The organism is Roseateles sp. PN1 (genome assembly GCF_038419725.1).
Classification (GTDB): Bacteria; Pseudomonadota; Gammaproteobacteria; order Burkholderiales; family Burkholderiaceae_C; genus Paucibacter_A.
Window position 1 is genome coordinate 287,066 of the sequence record NZ_JBCARA010000003.1, and the last position, 15,291, is coordinate 302,356.

Genomic DNA, 15,291 nt, shown 5'->3' on the forward strand with positions numbered 1-15,291 from the left:
CGTCCGGAGGGGAGCGCCACTTTTTAACCCGCCCCATGTCTTGTCAAGTGCAGGTTCCCGCAATATTTCCTCATTTGGGCCTCGGATCAGGGGGGCATCCACACACGGAACTGAAAAATCCCACGGGTAAGATGCGGCGTCTCTCAATCAGCAAGACCGCCCCTGTATCCGGCACCTCGACTCCATGACTACTGAAAAGCACGTGTTGCGCATCCTCGACGAAGTTCTGAGCTTGAATGGGCGCAGCGCCACCTTCAACCGCAACACCTTGCTGTTAGGTGCGCTGCCGGAGTTGGACTCCATGGCCGTCGTCAGCCTGCTGACCGCGCTGGAAGAGCAATTGGGCATTGTGGTGGCGGACGATGAGATCGACGGCGCGACGTTTTCCAGCGTCGGTTCCCTGACTGACTTCGTCGCCGCCAAGTTGGACTGAGCGGACGCAGCAATCGCCCGCAAAGCATGAGCAAAGCCCAGCCCTTTTTTCTTGCCTCACCCCAGGGCAAGGGCCAACGTTTTTGCATTTTTCATCCTGCCGATGGCATTCAGCGCGGACGGGTTCTGCACATCCACCCCTTCGCCGAAGAGATGAACAAGTCACGTCGCATGGCGGCGCTGCAGGCGCGGGCCATGGCGAAGATTGGTTTTGCAGTTCTGCAAATCGACTTGTTTGGCTGCGGCGACAGCAGTGGCGATTTTGGGGACGCCAGCTGGCAGGACTGGCTGGATGATTTGAGTGCAGCCGCAAAGTGGCTGGCCACTCAAGGCGATGAACCTCTGTGGCTATGGGGCCACCGTGCCGGTTGTTTACTCGCCTGTGAATTGCTGGCCCGCATTGACGAGCCCACGTGCAATTTGCTGTTCTGGCACCCCCCGGCTCAAGGCCGAGTGTTGCTGCAGCAGTTCCTCCGGCTGAAGTTGGCCAACGGTTTGCTCGACGGTGGTGGCGGCACGACCATGGAGGCCTTGAAGACGCAATTGAGTAGCGTAGGCCACGTTGAAATCGCGGGTTATGCGCTCTCGTCCGAGCTTGCCGCCGGTCTAGAGGCGGCTAGCCTGAACATACCCGCCCAATCACGCATGCGGCTTACGGAGGCACATTGCTTCGAAATGTCCAGCCAACCCTCGCTGGAGCCGGCGCCCGCCTTGGCAAGCGCTTTGGCGCGCTGGCGAGAGCAAGGTTTAGCCATCCACCATCATCCGGTCACCGGCCCAGCCTTTTGGCAAACAAGTGAAATTGAAGATGCTCCTGCTCTGCTGGCGAGCACCTTGGCGACCTTAACTGCCAGGCAAGCCGAGGAAAGGAGCAATCTTTGATGGCTGATGCAGGTAGTTTTGACGCCACGACGATGGCCGATGGGGAACGCAAGGAAATTGACGCCGAACTGTGCCTGCCCTATCAAGAGCATGCCTTGCAGTTCAATTGCGAGGAAGACCAATTGCTGGGCTTGGTCTGTGCGCCTCGAGTAGTCGCGCCTGAGGTCAAGACGGCAATCCTGATTCTGGTCGGAGGCCCACAGTACCGAGCAGGCAGTCATAGGCAGTTCACGCTGCTGGCTCGATTTTTGGCGGAGCAGGGCTATCCCTCCTTGCGACTGGACTATCGCGGCATGGGTGACAGCGAGGGTGCGCAACGCAGTTTTGAGCATGTCTCCAAGGACATTGCCGCTGCCATCGATGCTTTGCTGGCCGGTACCACCAGCAAGATTCAACAAGTGGCAATCTGGGGTTTATGTGATGCTGCCGCTGCCGCGCTTTTGTACTGCGGTCATGCGAACGATGCCCGTGTACGCGGTTTGTGCCTTCTGAATCCCTGGGTGCGATCCGACACCACCCAAGCCAAGACCCAGATCAAACATTACTACGGGCAGCGTTTACGCCAGCCAGAGTTCTGGAAGAAGTTATTGAGTGGCAAGGTTGCAGTGACAGCGCTGACGGAAGTACTACGCACAGCCAAGCAGGCGATTTCTTCATCGACAAAAAAAAGGATGGCACCGCTTGCGCCATTTCAGACAAGGATGGCAAAAGCCTGGGCCTGTTTTGATGGCCGAATCCAGTTAATCATCAGTGGCCGAGACCTAGTAGCGAAAGAGTTTTTGGACAACTGCAAGAATGCCCCTGAGTGGCGCGGACTGCTTAGCGAAGAAAAGGTCTGCACACTGACTATTGCGCAGGCAGATCACACTTTCTCCAGTTACGAATATCGGCAGGCGGTGCACGCGCAAACGCTGGAATTCATCCGCAAGCTCAACGCATAAAGGCACTAAATTGGCAGCATACCGCACCTTGATCTTGGCACTTCTGGGCCTGCTTTGGCTACAGTCAAGTAACGCAGCAGTCAGCGAGGCATTATGCGGCTCCCTACGAGGCACCCATTACGGCCCCTACGACTATCGTCCAGCCAACTATAAGCCGGACGTTAACCGCCTATCACACGCAGAGCGACGCGCCCTAGTTGAAGATTACCACTTCACGCCACGGGTGGAGAACCTTATCGGCGCCCAATCCGGCGAGCGAGTTGGGCCGCCCGGCAAAGACCTTTCTTATACCCTACGTGCATTCCCAAACAATCATCGCGCCTTGGTTTCGGTTATGCGCTATGGAGAAAAATTCAAAACAGAAAGTCCACCCGGATTGCAGTATCCGGTGGAGTGCTATTTTGAGCGCGCCATTCGATTTGCCCCTGACGATGTCATTAGCCGAATCCTCTACTCGACGTATTTAAAAAAATACAATCGCACCGCAGAAGCGGCCGAGCAACTAAGAATTTCGACTGATCTCGCCAAGGATAGTCCTTTCAGTCATTACAACATTGGCTTAGCTTATTTCGAATTAAAAGACTACTCCGCGGCTTTGCAGAGTGCTTGGCGAGCCAAAGAGCTTGGCTTTGATCGCATCGACCTGAGCGAAAAACTCAAGGCCGTGGGGCAATGGCGCGAACCTCCTGAAGCAGTCGAGCCTCCTACTTCGCCAGCTGCCGATGCAGCAAGTGCTGCCGCTTCGAGTCCGGAATTAGTTGAGAAATGAGTGCTGACTATCTTGAGTAATCTGCCTCATCAACCCGCATTGGCGAAGAGCCCCCCAATTCCACGCCTGCCTGTCCTTGATTGGCAAACCTTCACTGGGCCCCAGTCTTCAAGCTTGCCTTGCTTGCTGAATTTGTCGGGGGCCGAGTTCACGAACAGCGGGCGGGCATCGATCTTGATCGCGCTGGAAATGTTTGGCATTGGCAAAGGCGACCAAGTATTGGTGCCGACCTATCATTGCCCGACCATGATTACGCCAATCATCAAGGTAGGGGCCGAACCTATTTTCTACCCCTTGAACGACGACGGTTCTGCGGATTTGCGCTGGATTGAAACCCAAGACATCAGCCGCGTTCGCGTCATTCTAGCCGCCCACTTTTTCGGTCTTCCGCAGGCCATGGCTGAATTAAGGACTTGGTGTGATACCCGAAAGATTAGGTTGATTGAAGATTGTGCTCATGCACTCTTTGGGATCAGCGATGGTCGACCTGTTGGCAATTGGGGGGACTTGGCAATTGCCAGCTTAACTAAGTTTTTGCCTGTCCCAGAAGGTGGTTGCCTCATCAATAATTCAGGCTTGCCAAATTTCCCACTTCTCAGCAAGCCGACGGCCAAAGAACAGGTCAAAGCGGCCTTCGATATTGTCCATGCAGGCGTCAATCACGGCCGACTCAAGGGCTTACGTTCCACTCTTGAATTCATGCTGAGTTTGCTTAAATTTGGACGCAAGCAAGCCCCCCTCATTCAAGCAGACGATGGCGTCGGTTCAAGCAACAGCCTCGAATTCAATCTAGGACCAACCCACCAAAAATTGACTGGTGCATGCCGTTGGTTGGCCTTGCAAACCCCCCGGCAACGTATTGTTGAAGGACGGCGGCAACAGTATCTATTTTTCGCACAGGCATTTCAGAGTTGTGAGTTCGCGCGACCACTGGTCGCCGAGCTTCCCGCTGACGCTGCCCCCTATGTTTTCCCCCTCTGGGTGGCTGACCCGGATCCCGGCTATTTCGAGTTGCGCCGCCTTGGCTTCCCGGTCTCGCGCTGGGACCGTCTGTGGCCAGATGTCAGTCATATTACTGGTGACGTCGGCCAGGAGTGGTCGCACCACATCCTGCAACTGGCCTGCCATCAAGACCTGACCCCGGACGAAATGCGCCGTATGGTGGCCATGATCAAAAGCGTCTATTCACCCACCAAAAGAACAAGTAAGGGCGAAGCATGAGTTGGTCCATTCATCCAATCCAAGAATTCGCCGCGCACAGCAGCGCCTGGGACACCTTGGCGCAAAGCCGTGTCGGGGCGCCATTTTTGCGGTCCGGATTCATTCAACCCGCGTTAGCTGCGTTCGGGCGCGGCGATGAATTGCTTTGCTTGTACGCAGCGCAGGGTCAATTGCGCATCGCGATGATTTTGACCAAGCAAGGCAAAGGCAAAGGCATGTGGCAAACCTTCCAGCCCTCGCAATTGCCACTCGGGGCCTTTCTCAGCGACGGCTCCGTGGACATCGAACTGGTTGCCCCCCGCCTTTGGAGCAAGCTGCCCGGCCTATGCCTTGGCCTGGGTCTAACGCAGCTGGATCCCAGTTTCGATCCGCGCCCGGCTGATTCACTCAAGCGTCAGAGCAAGGATTACATCCAAACCGCCTGGGTGGACATCAGTGGCAGCTTCGATGCGTACTGGGAAGCTCGGGGCAAGAACCTCAAGCAAAACACCCGCAAGCAACGCAACAAGCTACAGACCGAGGGCATTGAGCCTCGCCTCGAATGCCTGCAGGCTGTGGCTGACATGGGGCCTGCGATTGAGCAATACGGACGCTTGGAGAGCGCAGGCTGGAAAACGGCTGACGGTACGGCCATCCATCCCGACAATGAGCAGGGGCGGTTTTACCGCCAGATGTTGGAGAGTTTTGCAGCTCAAGGGCGAGCGCGGGTTTACCAATACTGGTTCGGCGACAAGGTCGTGGCCATGGACCTGTGCATCGAGGACAGCAGTGTCATCGTGATTCTCAAAACCACCTATGACGAATCCTACAAGGCAGTTTCCCCCTCCACCTTGATGCGCCAAACCGAATTCCAGCAACTGTTCGAAGAACAAAAATTCAAGCGAATCGAGTTCTACGGCAAGGTAATGGAATGGCACACCCGCTGGACGGACGTAGACCGTGGGCTTTACCACGCGAATTTTTTCCGCTTCGGGGCGATCCCCAAGCTCTTAGCGATCAAGGCCAAACTCAGCAAGCAAAGTTGATCACAGTCCATGAACACTAGCCCAAAGATCGCGGTCATCATTCCCTTCTTCCAAAGGGAGTCCGGCATTCTCGACCGCGCATTGAACTCCGTCCTCGCCCAAGGCTACCCTGCCGACTCGATCTATGTGCTGATCATTGATGACGGCTCGCCCGTCCCAGCCAAGGCAGAGTTGGAGAACAATCCCATCACACAGCAGTTGCGGGTTCATGTCGTTGAGCAGGCCAATGCTGGCCCCAATGAGGCGCGCAACACTGGCTTGGCCAATTTGGAACCGGGCACCGATTTTGTCGCCTACTTGGATTCGGATGACGAGTGGATTGGCCAGCATTTGCAGCGTGCTGTGCTCGCGCTGAGCTCAGGTAAAGGCAATGCTTATTTCGCCAACCTATTCCATCTCGGTGACACCACCAACGAGTTCGACAAGGCCAAGCGAGTTCGCCACGAAGATCACCCGCCTCTTGGCAGTGACCCCAGTCTTCGCGTCTACCAAGGCGATATGGTCCATCAAATCGCCACCGCCAACATCATCTTCATGCCCTCGCTGGTGATTAACGCTGCGAGCCTAGGCAAGGCCCGTTTTCCGCAGGCGCATCGGCATGGCGGCGGTGACTACTTGTACTGGATGGACCTGATCAGCCATGGCGCCCGCTTTGTCTACTCGACTGAAGCCGAGGTTCGCTGCGGCAGCGGTATCAATATGTGGTACGGCAGCGGCTGGGGTACAGACGGCTTGGCGATGCGCATCGTGGACGAAGCACGCTTTCGTCGAAAAGTGCTGCTCAGTTATGCCCAGGCCGAGCGAACTAAGTCCAGCTTGCGATCACGCTTGGCAGAGCTACAGGCCAATATGTTGCAGGATGTACTGCATCGACTGCGTGCTCGCAAGAAGGTCAACTGGCGCAATGTGTCGATGTTCTACCGTGAGAACCCCCCCAGTCTGGCTATGCTTGGTCATATCTTTGGCACCATCAAAGCAAAATTGGGCTGGGCTCGATGAGCGGTACTGTCCGCAAGGCCTTGCTCTGGTCTTTTGCTGAGCGATATTTCAGTCTAGGAATAACCGTGGTCAGCACCATGGTTTTGGCGCGCCTGCTGACACCCGCTCAGGTGGGCGTATTCTCAGTGTGTGCCGCCTTCACCGCCATCGCCGGCATCCTGCGCGACTTCGGCGTTAGTGAGTTCCTGATCCAGGAAAAAGAACTGACGAAGGACAAGATCAAGGCCGCCTTCGGCATCGCCATCGTTGTGGCCTGGTCGATTGGCCTGATTGTTTTTTTCTCCCGCTCCTTTGTCGCCAGCTACTTCGCCGAGCCTGGGGTCGCCAAGGTGCTGGCGGTGTTGAGTCTGAACTTTTTCATCCTGCCTTTTGCCTCTCCGGCCTTTGCCCTGCTCAATCGCGAGATGGCGTTTCGCAAGATTTTCATCGTCCAGACCGTGGCCAACACAGTGCAGACGGTTTCAGCCATTTCCCTGGCGCTGAATGGCTTCAGCTATATGAGTCTGGCCTGGGCGCCGGTGATCAGCATCACTTGTCAGACACTACTGCTGAGTTATCTGCGGCCGCGCGACTCCTTTGTGTGGCCCAGCCTGAAACACGCCAACAGCGTGCTGGGCTTTGGCTCGATGTTCGTCAGCTCGCGCGTCATCGAGACTCTGACCAATAACACTCACGAATTCTTCATTGCCAAGCAGTTTGGCTTTGCCTCGGTAGGCATCTTCAGCAAGGCCGCCGGCCTAATGGATTTGTTCCACCACAATGTGGCCTCAGCCATCATGCGAGTTGCCACCCCGGCTTTTGCCAAGGATCACCGTGCCGGCAACTCCTTGGTTGAGTCCTATGCGCGGGGAACGGCCATCCTGACCTCGCTGTCCTGGCCCTTCTTCGGCTTTGTGGCGATTGCCTCTGGCCCCATCATCCGGGTTTTGTTCGGCGCCAACTGGGATGCTGCAGCTGCAGTGGCCACCATCTTGGCAATCACCATCTTGCCGAATGCAATGATGAACTTGGCCCCTAATCTGTTGGCCGCCACGGGCAACATCAAACGCCGGCTCAAGGTCACGCTGGTCTATGCGCCCATTCACATCATTCTGATTGCCCTGGCTTCCACCTTCAGCCTCAAAGCCATGGCGGCGGTCTTTGGTCTGAGCAATGCCATCATGGTGTTCCTCTATCTACGCCAAGTCAGCGCGATTCTTGAAACCCGCATCAGAGACATCCTCCGCCCATCGCTAGCCAGCCTGTGGGTGGCCTTGGTCTCGGTAAGTTTGCAGGCCCTAGCATTTGAAGCTTGCGTGCTATTGGAACTGCCCAGTCTGATCAGCCTGATCGTCACCGGTGTTGCCGCCGTGTTGGGCTGGATCCTCTGCGCTCGCGCCATCAATCACCCAGCATACATAGAGCTCAGTCGCCTGGTGCTGGATGCCTGGAACAGAAAAAAAGCGCGAAGCGCCAAGACGCCATGAAGATAGGAATCGTCACCACTTGGTTTGAACGCGGCGCCGCCTATGTATCGCGCCAGTATCGCGATGTGCTGGCCAAGGAGCACGAGGTTTTCATCTACGCGCGCGGTGGCGAGTCCTATGCGCAGGGCGATCCGAATTGGGATACCCCCGACGTCACTTGGGGTCGCCAACTGCCGTCCAAAGTGCCAACAGAGATGTGCCTGAAGGATTTCGAGCATTGGATTCGGGCCCACCAGATCGAGCTCTTGATCTTCAACGAACAATGGTGGTGGCCGGCTGTGGCCCATGCCAATGCGCTCGGCGTGATCACCTGCGCCTACATCGACTACTACACCGAGACCACGGTGCCCTTCTTCGGCATCTACGACCGATTGATCTGCAATACAAAACGCCACTTGAGCGCTTTTGATTGGCACCCCGGGGCCGTTTTCGTGCCCTGGGGCACGGACGTCTCGGTCTTCAAGCCGCAAGCCCGACCAGCCTCGGCCTCAGCAGACAAGCAAGAGGTCGTTTTCTTCCATTCGGCCGGCATCAGCCCCGGGCGCAAAGGCACAGACCTGCTGCTGAGCGCGTTTGCGCATGTGCGCGGGCCCGCCAAGCTGTTGATCCACATCCAGCGCGACCTCAAGAAGGCCCTGCCCGAGCAAGCTGCCCTGATCGACCAACTGCGCACCGAGGGCCGACTCGAGACCGAAGAGCGCACCGTCACTGCGCCTGGGCTCTTCCATCTGGGCGATGTCTATGTCTACCCCACTCGGCTGGAGGGCATAGGCCTGACCATCATGGAGGCGGCAGCCTGCGGCCTGCCGGTCATCGTGACCGATGCGCCGCCCATGAATGAGTTCATCCGGCACGAACACAATGGCCGCCTAGTGAAAGTGGCGCGCCACATCGCGCGGGCCGACGGCTACCTCTGGCCTCAGGCCATCGTGGACGTGGCCAGCTTGACCGAAGCCCTGCAGTGGTATGTCGATCACCCGCAGCAACTCAGTACCTGCAAGGCCCAGGCCCGTGCGCATGCAGAGCAGCACTTTGATTGGCAGCGTGCCGGCGAGAGCCTGTTGCAAGCCCTGGCCACGGCCAGGAAGCGGCCGGTCACGGACGCTGATGCACTGCGCGGCCGCATCGCCGATTACACCGAACAACAACGCCTGCAGAACCGTATTAGCGGCAATCTATGGCTGCGCATGTGGCTGAGCTATCGCACACCGGGCCTGCTGGCACTGCTGAAAGGCCTGCGAGATTTCCTGACGGGCAAGCCTCTTAAGAAAGCCGCTGCACCATGAGCAAACTCAAAGTTTTGGCTATCTTCGGCACCCGCCCAGAAGCCATCAAGATGGCGCCCGTGGTGCTGGAATTGCAGCGCCACCCGGATCGATTCGAGGTGCTGACTTGCGTCACGGCCCAGCACCGCCAGATGCTGGATCAGGCCCTGTTGCACTTCAATCTGAAGCCCGACTTCGACCTGGACATCATGCAGTCCGGGCAAGACCTGTTCGACGTCACCTCTCGCTGCCTACTGGGACTGCGCGCAGTGTTACGCCAGGCCAAGCCCGATATGTGTCTGGTGCATGGCGACACGACGACAAGCTTCGCCGCTGCCTTGGCGGCCTTCTACGAACAGATTCCCGTTGGCCATGTAGAAGCCGGACTGCGCACTCACGAGCGTTACTCGCCTTTTCCCGAGGAACTCAATCGCAGTCTCACCGGCCGCCTGGCCAGCCTGCACTTTGCCCCCACGGCCAGCAGCCGGGACAATCTGCTGCGCGAAGGCATCCCCTCAGGCGACATCTTCGTCACCGGCAACACCGTCATCGATGCCCTGCTTTGGACCGTGGATCGCTTTCAGAATCAGCCCGAGGTGCGCGCCCGCCTGCATGAGCAAGTCGTGCAAAACGGCTACACGGTGGGCGAGCGGCCTTTTGTATTGATCACGGGCCACCGCCGCGAGAACTTTGGTGAGGGCTTCAAAAACGTTTGCCAGGCTTTGCTGCAAATCGCACGCAAGCGCCCCGACATCGATCTGGTCTACCCCCTCCACCTCAATCCCAACGTCAAGTTGGTGGTGGAGGAGATGACCGCCGGCCAGGCCAATATCCATTTGATCCCGCCACTGGAGTACGAGAGCTTTGCTTACCTGATGGATCAATCCAAGCTGATCCTCACCGACAGCGGTGGCATCCAGGAAGAAGGGCCCAGCTTAGGCAAGCCAGTGCTTGTCATGCGTGACGTGACCGAAAGGCCCGAGGCCGTGGCAGCAGGTTCGGTGCGCCTGGTGGGGACCTCGACCGAAAAAATTGTCGCTAATGTGCTTGAGTTACTGAACGATTCACAGGCCTACCAAGTCATGAGCCATGCCCAAAACCCATATGGTGACGGCAAAGCCGCAGAGCAAATCGTCGATATCCTGGGCCGCATCAAACCCTGATCTAGCTGCCCGCATTCCGCCCCTCGCTCAGTCCCGCTCTTAGGACCCCGCGCAGGGGCGCCGCTACACTTGAGCCCATTCAGAGCAGGTTTGGCCAATTGGCTAGCCTGCCCACAAGAACTCAAGGACGCACCGACCATGCAGATCACCATCAACTCGCAAATCACCGTCGCCAATGACAAGCCCTTCGTCTTGTTTGGCGGCATCAATGTGCTGGAGTCCAAAGAGTTGGCCCTGCGCGCTTGTGCCGAGTACGTTCGCGTCACGCAAAAACTTGGTATTCCCTACGTCTTCAAAGCTAGCTTCGACAAAGCAAATCGTTCCTCCATCCACTCCTACCGTGGCCCTGGACTGGAAGAGGGGCTCAAGATCTTTGAAGCAGTAAAGGCCGAATTCGGCGTGCCCCTGATCACCGATGTGCATGAGCCATGGCAAGCCAAGCCGGTGGCCGAGGTGGTGGACATACTGCAACTGCCGGCGTTCTTGGCGCGGCAGACTGATTTGGTCGTGGCTCTGGCTGAAACTGGCCGGGTCATCAATATCAAAAAGCCCCAGTTTCTCAGCCCCTCGCAGGTGCTCAACATCGTCGAGAAATTCAAGGAAGCAGGCAATGAGCAACTGATCCTCTGTGACCGCGGTACCTGCTTCGGCTACGACAATTTGGTGGTCGATATGTTGGGCTTTGGCGTGATGAAGAAAATCTGCCACGACTTGCCCGTAATTTTCGACGTTACCCATGCCCTGCAACAACGAGACCCGGGTGGTGCCGCCTCCGGCGGACGCCGCCAACAAGTGGCTGATCTGGCCCGTGCGGGCTTGGCTGTGGGCTTGGCGGGACTATTCCTCGAGGCGCATCCCGATCCGGATCAAGCCAAGTGCGATGGCCCAAGCGCCCTGCCCCTGGACCAGCTGGAGCCCTTCCTGAGCCAGCTCAAGGCGCTGGACGATCTAGTCAAGAGCTTCCCTGCCCTGGACATTCGCTGATCACCTGGCGCCTATAGTCAGCCGCCCGCGCTGACCCGATCAAACAGTGCTGCAAGCGCCACAGAGCGCTGGGCACGGGACGCGTCTGCAACGACGCTGCCCCGCGGCAGCTGAGCCACTCCTGCGCGCAACTTGGCCACCCATTGCGGCAAGGCTGCGGCAATAGCTTCGGCGTTATCCAGGGGCAGCACATCCGGTAGGCCGGCCGCTCGTAAGCAGGCAGCGGTATCTCCCGCTGCATCTGTCAGTGCCAGCACAGGACGATTCGCGCGCAAATACTCATAGAGCTTGGCGGGCACTTGGGTATTGCAGTTAGCTGCCTGCAGCAGCAGCAAGCCGTCGACCGACATCATTTCCGCCAAGGCCTCTTCATAGGGCAGCGGCGGGCACAACTCGACGAAGTCCGATACGCCGGCAGCCCTTGCCATTTCCATCAATTCTTCCTCGTGGGCTGAACCCCGAAAGCGTAGGCGCAGTTGGGCTGGTTTGAGTTGGTCGCAGGCTGTTAGGTGGGCCAGCGCGGCAAACAAGGGGCGTGGATCCCGCTCCCAGGGATAGACGATGCCGCTATGCAACAAGACCATCGGTTCTTCTAGCTTGGTGCGCCCCTCGGCACCCACCATATTCGCTGCAAGCGCGAGTTTCTTTTCCGCCGCTTGAAAACTCGGCTCGTCATAGCCGTTCTCCAGAAGAGAAATATCGTCTGCCCGCTGCGGATACCGTTGACGGTAATACTCCAAGGCGCCCGGTGTAGTGAATGTGCAATGGCTGGCTTGGTCAAAAACAATTTGCTCTACCCGCCGATATGAGGCCCAAATTTTGGGGTCGCGCGGATATTCATCATGCGCCATCGGATCACGAAAATCAGCCACCCAGGGCAAGCCGGATTTGCGCTGCAAATCCGCCGCAATCAAGTGCGCCGTCGCAATCGGGAAGGTGGACCAGATCAGGTCAGGTTGATAGCGCTTGATCATCTGCAGGCCCTGGCGCACCGCATCAAAGCGCCAACTCAACCAGCGATCGGGGCGCGCCATCCAGCCAGGGTAGCGGCCAAAAATCGATAACTGCCGCGCTGTATCCAGGGCAAAAGCACGCTGGACCACCAAGTCGGGGGGGATCTCAGCGAGCAAATCCGCGCTGGTACTGGGGTAGGCTCTTGGGTTGGCGCTCAGGACCAAAGGCTGCCAGCCCAGCGCAGGCAAATGCTGGGCGAAGCGCAACGTTCTTTGGATGCCACTGCTGCCCGCTAGAGGCGGGAAATGGTAGGCAATCATGAGAACTCGACGATTCAATGGGGCTCCGCGGAAAATCTGAAGCTGATGATACTTGAGCGAAACGCTGAATTCGCCCCCGTAAACAAAGGGCAATCAAGTGACGACTCGCTCATATCGCTGCAACGGCCATCGGTTATATTCGCTCGGCATTTCCGATACTGCGCTACCTGTGTAAAAGATCCCAGTTTTTTGATAAAGACCGAAAATGACAGCACTTTCCCGCGCCTTGTTGACCGGCAACCCACGTTTCAGTGCTGCGAAACAGCCACAGGCGCAGGACAACCAGGGCCTAGAAGCCGCGTGGCGACAAGCTTTTGCCAACGCAGGCCCAGCGCAGGTACTGGCTGGCATCGAGGGCAGTTTCGCTCTCGGCATGGATCTTGACGACGGCCGGACGGTGCTGGCGGTGGATCGCTTTGCCATCGAAACCCTGTGCTACCGGGTAGTTGGCAATGAGTTGCGTTTTGCCAGCCGGGCCGACGAGTTGGCCAGCGGAGCCGAAATCGATCCGCAGGCGATTTACGACTACCTCTACTTCCACGTCATCCCGGCGCCACGCACCATATTCAAAAATGTTTTCCGCTTGCCCGCCGGCCATTTCGCGGTTTTCTCACAAGGGAAGCTCAGCGTTCAGCCCTTCTGGACCGCCGATTTTCAGCCGCTCAGCAAGCCCGATTTCGGCACACTCAGGAGTGAGTTTTTGCAAACTCTGGCGGACTCGGTGCAGTCCCAGTTGGACGGCGGCAAAGCGGCGTGCTTTTTAAGTGGTGGCACCGACAGTTCCACCATCGCTGGCATGTTGGCTCGCGTCAGCGGCCAAAAACCGGCCAGTTACTCCATCGGCTTCGAGGCCGAGGGCTATGACGAGATGGAATATGCCCGTCTGGCCGCCAAACATTTCGACACCGAACACCACGAGTACTACGTCACCCCCAAAGACCTGGTGCAGAGCATTCCCTTGGTGGCGGGCTTCTACGACCAGCCCTTTGGCAACTCCTCAGCCCTGCCCGCTTATTACTGCGCCAAGATGGCCAAGCAAGACGGCGTCACCAAGATTTTGGCGGGTGACGGCGGCGATGAGCTATTCGGGGGCAACACCCGCTATGCCAAGCAAAAGGTTTTCGGCGTCTACGACGACATTCCTCAAGGCCTGCGGACGACACTCGTCGACCCCCTGCTGTTGAACCGCGCGGCTGAAGCCACGCCGCTCTTGCGCAAGGCGAGCAGCTATGTGCGCCAGGCCAAGGTCCCAATGCCTGGCCGCTTCCAAACCTACAACCTGCTGGAACGTCTGGGAGTCGCCGAGGTTCTATCGCCCGCCTTCCTCCAGTCGGTCGATCAAGCTAGCCCGCATGACCAGCAGGCCCAGGTCTGGGCGGAGCCCAAAGCCGATCATCTGGTGGATCGCATGTTGGCCTTCGATTGGCGCTACACCCTTGCCGAAGCCGATCTGCCCAAGGTTCGCGGCACCACCCAGTTGGCTGGCCTGAAGGTGGGCTTTCCGATGCTGGACGACCGCATGCTGGCCATCGCACTCAAGCTGCCACCGCAGTACAAGCTCAAAGGCTTGAAGCTGCGCTGGTTCTTCAAGGAGGCCCTGCGCGGATTCCTGCCTGATGAAACCATCACCAAGAAGAAGCAAGGCTTTGGTTTGCCCTTCGGCGTCTGGGCCAACCGGAATGAAGAGTTAAAGGGCCTGGCGGCGAATTCGCTGGAGAGCCTGCTTGCTCGCGGCGTGGTCAATAAGACTTTTGTCCGCCAACTGCTGGATCAGCGCTTGGCAGAGCACCCGGGCTATTACGGCGAAATGCTCTGGATTTTGATGATGCTGGAACAGTGGCTACAGCAGCACGCGCCCAACTACAAAGTCTAAACGCCTCTTGCGGACTGATTCCGCATCAGGCCAGCAAGTTGCGCATCAGGCGCAGACCAAAAGCTCCCTTGCTACGGTCCCAGGGTGTGAATCGCTGGAGTTGCAAGGGGTCTGCACCTTTTCCAGAGGCGCCCCAGGCGGTTGAAACGGCGGTCTTGAAACCCAACTCGCGCACCATTTCCACATGCTCGGGCAAATAGTCACGGCCGGGCTTGCCATTGGGGTAGGCAAATAGGCTGCAACCCTGCCCTAGCAAGTCCTCCAAATAGCATTTGCTGTCGAGGATTTCTTGCCTAGCAATCTGAGGCTCGGTTCTCGCCAAAATTGGATGCGAGACTGTGTGCGCACCGATCTGCATGCCCGCATCATGCAGGAGTCGAACGCCGTCCGGGCCCATCATCAGTTGCTCCTCTAAGCGCGCACCGCTTCGCTCGAGTAGATCTTCAGCCGCCGCCAAACGTTCTGCAATAGGCAGATATTTGATCGCTCCGATGATGGCCTCAATGGCTTTGCGGCGTGCTGAGGCGTTGCTCAAGGCAAAGCGGCCATACGCACCAAAGTCCAACTCAGGCTGGCGACAATGACGAACGGCTTCTATGACCGTGTCATTCCACATTCGCCCACCCTGTAAAAAACCTGTCGCAATGAAGAATGTCGCAGGCAGGCCATGCTTTTGCAGAATTGGCAAAGCAACCTCGTGGTTATCGGCATAACCGTCATCAAACGTGATGCAGCATGCACGCCCCGGCAGCCGACCTTCAACCAACATCTGGCCTGCCTGATCCAAGGGCAGCACTTCAAACCATTGCTTCAGCCAAGCGCAAATCTGGTCAAAGCGCTGGGCATCAGGTTCGTCTTGAAATATTTCATCCGGACGGGGCAGTACCCGGTGAAACATCAAAACTGATAGTCGCCCTGAAGCGGCCGTGGCAGAAAGTAGTTTGAAACCCTGACGAATGAAATCCATAGTCGAGCGCGAAAGATATGGGAATAAGTC

Annotated in this window: 14 protein-coding genes; 12 read left to right on the top strand and 2 right to left on the bottom strand. The window is 57.6% G+C overall.

Features of this window, described 5'->3' with window-relative positions:
- The first annotated feature begins 184 nt into the window (after positions 1 to 184).
- From AABB87_RS06365 to kdsA, 11 genes are all read left to right on the top strand, one after another.
- Positions 185 to 433: an acyl carrier protein gene (locus AABB87_RS06365; protein ID WP_341970476.1), complete on the top strand. Its 249-nt coding sequence runs from the start codon at positions 185 to 187 to the stop codon at positions 431 to 433.
- Between the two features lie 26 nt (positions 434 to 459).
- On the top strand, positions 460 to 1,314 hold the full coding sequence (locus AABB87_RS06370; protein WP_341970477.1) for a hydrolase 2, exosortase A system-associated: 855 nt from the start codon (positions 460 to 462) through the stop codon (positions 1,312 to 1,314).
- Entirely contained in the window at positions 1,314 to 2,255 is a 942-nt protein-coding gene (locus AABB87_RS06375) for a hydrolase 1, exosortase A system-associated (RefSeq protein ID WP_341970622.1), read from the top strand. The genes AABB87_RS06370 and AABB87_RS06375 overlap by 1 nt, the downstream gene beginning before the upstream one ends.
- A gap of 28 nt (positions 2,256 to 2,283) precedes the next feature.
- On the top strand, positions 2,284 to 3,024 hold the full coding sequence (locus AABB87_RS06380; protein WP_341970478.1) for a tetratricopeptide repeat protein: 741 nt from the start codon (positions 2,284 to 2,286) through the stop codon (positions 3,022 to 3,024).
- Positions 3,025 to 4,245 carry a DegT/DnrJ/EryC1/StrS family aminotransferase gene (locus AABB87_RS06385; protein WP_341970479.1) on the top strand — a complete coding sequence of 407 codons (1,221 nt, stop codon included), beginning with the start codon at positions 3,025 to 3,027 and terminating at the stop codon, positions 4,243 to 4,245. It begins immediately after the preceding gene.
- Positions 4,246 to 4,301: 56 nt separating this feature from the next.
- Positions 4,302 to 5,270, top strand: coding sequence for a GNAT family N-acetyltransferase (locus tag AABB87_RS06390; protein WP_341970480.1), 969 nt, complete (start codon positions 4,302 to 4,304; stop codon positions 5,268 to 5,270).
- Between the two features lie 9 nt (positions 5,271 to 5,279).
- On the top strand, positions 5,280 to 6,269 hold the full coding sequence (locus AABB87_RS06395; RefSeq protein ID WP_341970481.1) for a glycosyltransferase family 2 protein: 990 nt from the start codon (positions 5,280 to 5,282) through the stop codon (positions 6,267 to 6,269).
- Positions 6,266 to 7,735, top strand: coding sequence for a lipopolysaccharide biosynthesis protein (locus AABB87_RS06400; RefSeq protein WP_341970482.1), 1,470 nt, complete (start codon positions 6,266 to 6,268; stop codon positions 7,733 to 7,735). Before AABB87_RS06395 ends, AABB87_RS06400 begins: the two co-directional genes overlap by 4 nt.
- Positions 7,732 to 9,021 carry a glycosyltransferase family 4 protein gene (locus AABB87_RS06405; protein ID WP_341970483.1) on the top strand — a complete coding sequence of 430 codons (1,290 nt, stop codon included), beginning with the start codon at positions 7,732 to 7,734 and terminating at the stop codon, positions 9,019 to 9,021. The genes AABB87_RS06400 and AABB87_RS06405 overlap by 4 nt, the downstream gene beginning before the upstream one ends.
- Complete coding sequence (gene wecB, locus AABB87_RS06410; protein ID WP_341970484.1) at positions 9,018 to 10,163, top strand: non-hydrolyzing UDP-N-acetylglucosamine 2-epimerase; 1,146 nt, start codon at positions 9,018 to 9,020, stop codon at positions 10,161 to 10,163. The genes AABB87_RS06405 and wecB overlap by 4 nt, the downstream gene beginning before the upstream one ends.
- 138 nt (positions 10,164 to 10,301) lie before the next feature.
- A complete protein-coding gene (kdsA, locus tag AABB87_RS06415; RefSeq protein WP_341970485.1) occupies positions 10,302 to 11,147 on the top strand; it encodes a 3-deoxy-8-phosphooctulonate synthase in 846 nt (281 codons plus the stop codon).
- Between the two features lie 17 nt (positions 11,148 to 11,164).
- Here the strand turns inward: kdsA and AABB87_RS06420 are convergent, their stop codons facing one another.
- Positions 11,165 to 12,514: a glycosyltransferase gene (locus tag AABB87_RS06420; protein WP_341970486.1), complete on the bottom strand. Its 1,350-nt coding sequence runs from the start codon at positions 12,512 to 12,514 to the stop codon at positions 11,165 to 11,167.
- A 112-nt stretch (positions 12,515 to 12,626) separates the two neighbouring features.
- Here AABB87_RS06420 and AABB87_RS06425 point away from each other — a divergent pair, with 112 nt between their 5' ends.
- On the top strand, positions 12,627 to 14,294 hold the full coding sequence (locus AABB87_RS06425; protein WP_341970487.1) for an asparagine synthetase B family protein: 1,668 nt from the start codon (positions 12,627 to 12,629) through the stop codon (positions 14,292 to 14,294).
- Between the two features lie 25 nt (positions 14,295 to 14,319).
- On the opposite strand, the gene AABB87_RS06430 is transcribed toward AABB87_RS06425, so the two are convergent.
- A complete protein-coding gene (locus AABB87_RS06430; RefSeq protein ID WP_341970488.1) occupies positions 14,320 to 15,261 on the bottom strand; it encodes a polysaccharide deacetylase family protein in 942 nt (313 codons plus the stop codon).
- Positions 15,262 to 15,291: the final 30 nt, after the last annotated feature.

Bases quoted from the DNA above. Each gene is read 5' to 3' on its own strand.
- kdsA (WP_341970485.1), top strand. From the start codon at position 10,302: ATGCAGATCACCATCAACTCGCAAATCACCGTCGCCAATGACAAGCCC.
- AABB87_RS06400 (WP_341970482.1), top strand. From the start codon at position 6,266: ATGAGCGGTACTGTCCGCAAGGCCTTGCTCTGGTCTTTTGCTGAGCGA.
- AABB87_RS06365 (WP_341970476.1), top strand. From the start codon at position 185: ATGACTACTGAAAAGCACGTGTTGCGCATCCTCGACGAAGTTCTGAGC.
- wecB (WP_341970484.1), top strand. From the start codon at position 9,018: ATGAGCAAACTCAAAGTTTTGGCTATCTTCGGCACCCGCCCAGAAGCC.
- AABB87_RS06375 (WP_341970622.1), top strand. From the start codon at position 1,314: ATGGCTGATGCAGGTAGTTTTGACGCCACGACGATGGCCGATGGGGAA.
- AABB87_RS06405 (WP_341970483.1), top strand. From the start codon at position 7,732: ATGAAGATAGGAATCGTCACCACTTGGTTTGAACGCGGCGCCGCCTAT.
- AABB87_RS06430 (WP_341970488.1), bottom strand. From the start codon at position 15,261: ATGGATTTCATTCGTCAGGGTTTCAAACTACTTTCTGCCACGGCCGCT.
- AABB87_RS06425 (WP_341970487.1), top strand. From the start codon at position 12,627: ATGACAGCACTTTCCCGCGCCTTGTTGACCGGCAACCCACGTTTCAGT.
- AABB87_RS06370 (WP_341970477.1), top strand. From the start codon at position 460: ATGAGCAAAGCCCAGCCCTTTTTTCTTGCCTCACCCCAGGGCAAGGGC.
- AABB87_RS06395 (WP_341970481.1), top strand. From the start codon at position 5,280: ATGAACACTAGCCCAAAGATCGCGGTCATCATTCCCTTCTTCCAAAGG.